Source organism: Streptomyces pathocidini, assembly GCF_001418495.1.
Lineage (GTDB): Bacteria > Actinomycetota > Actinomycetes > Streptomycetales > Streptomycetaceae > Streptomyces > Streptomyces pathocidini.
The window spans coordinates 1-1059 of sequence record NZ_LIQY01000422.1 but is presented as its reverse complement, the minus strand read 5'-3'; the positions used below and the strand labels follow the sequence as shown (position 1 = coordinate 1059).

Below are 1059 nucleotides of genomic sequence, written 5' to 3'. Positions count from 1 at the left end.
CCGGGAGCGCCGGCGCCGAGGCGCTCCTCGCCGGCCGGATCGGCTCCCGCGCCGCCTGGGAGCGCTGGCTCTCCATGGGCGAGCACTGGGGCGAGCTGCGCTTCATCCCGCACACCGAGGGCTGGGTGCTGGACGACGACGACATCCCGCAGTGGCGCACCGAGGGCCCGGTCCCCCGCTTCGCCGACGAGTGGCACCCCCAGGACCGGCTGCTGGCGCCGATGTACTCCTCGGGCGACGAGCTCCTCGGCNNGGGTGCGCGAGGCGCTCCAGATGTACGCGTTCCAGTCCGCGATCGCGATCAGCAACTCGCGGCTGCGGGCCAACATGCAGCGCGCGCTCGTACGGCTCGAACGCGAGCAGCAGGCGCTGCGGGCGAGCGAGGAAAGCTTCCGGCAGGCGTTCGAGTACGCGCCCAGCGGCATGGCCATCGCCGAGATGGGCGGCGACCAGCACGGGCGGCTGCTGCGCACCAACGACGCGCTGTGCCGGCTGCTGGGGCGGCCCGCGGCGGCCATGCGGCGCTACTCCTTCTCGGACCTGGTCCACCCCGAGGACATCGGCACCCTCCTGCGCACCTCCGCCGAAGGCGGGCGGGCCGAGCTGCGGCTGGCACGGCGCGACGGCACCTATGTGTGGGTGTCGCTGCGGAACTCCGTTGTCGCAGACGCCGCCGACGGGCCGCGGTTCCTGCTGACGCACGTCGAGGACATCGAGGAGCGCAAGCGGCACGAGCTGCAGCTCGCGCACCGGGCCAGCCACGACTCGCTCACCGGCCTGCCGAACAGCGCCGAGCTGCGCGCGCGGCTCTCGGCCCGGCTCTGCGACCGGCCGCCGCTGCCGGTCGCCGGGGCCGGCAGCGCGACGTACGACCTGGCCGGCGGGGAGTTCGGCGGGGCGGCGTACGGGGCCGCGGTGGCCGTCGAGGCGGAGGTCGAGGTCGAGACGGACGAGAACGGGTTCCGCGCGGACGGCTTCGACGCGCCGTTCGGCGGGCCGCCGCGCGTGCCGATGGGGTCGTACGACCACCATGTGCACACCGCCGCGCCGTCCGAGAGT

General features: G+C 74.9%; 2 pseudogenes. Both read left to right on the top strand.

From position 1 onward, the window contains the following. Positions 1–251: pseudogene (locus AOK16_RS28525) on the top strand (diguanylate cyclase CdgB); the annotation flags it as partial. Positions 252–253: 2 nt separating this feature from the next. After that, positions 254–1059: pseudogene (locus AOK16_RS28520) on the top strand (PAS domain S-box protein); the annotation flags it as partial.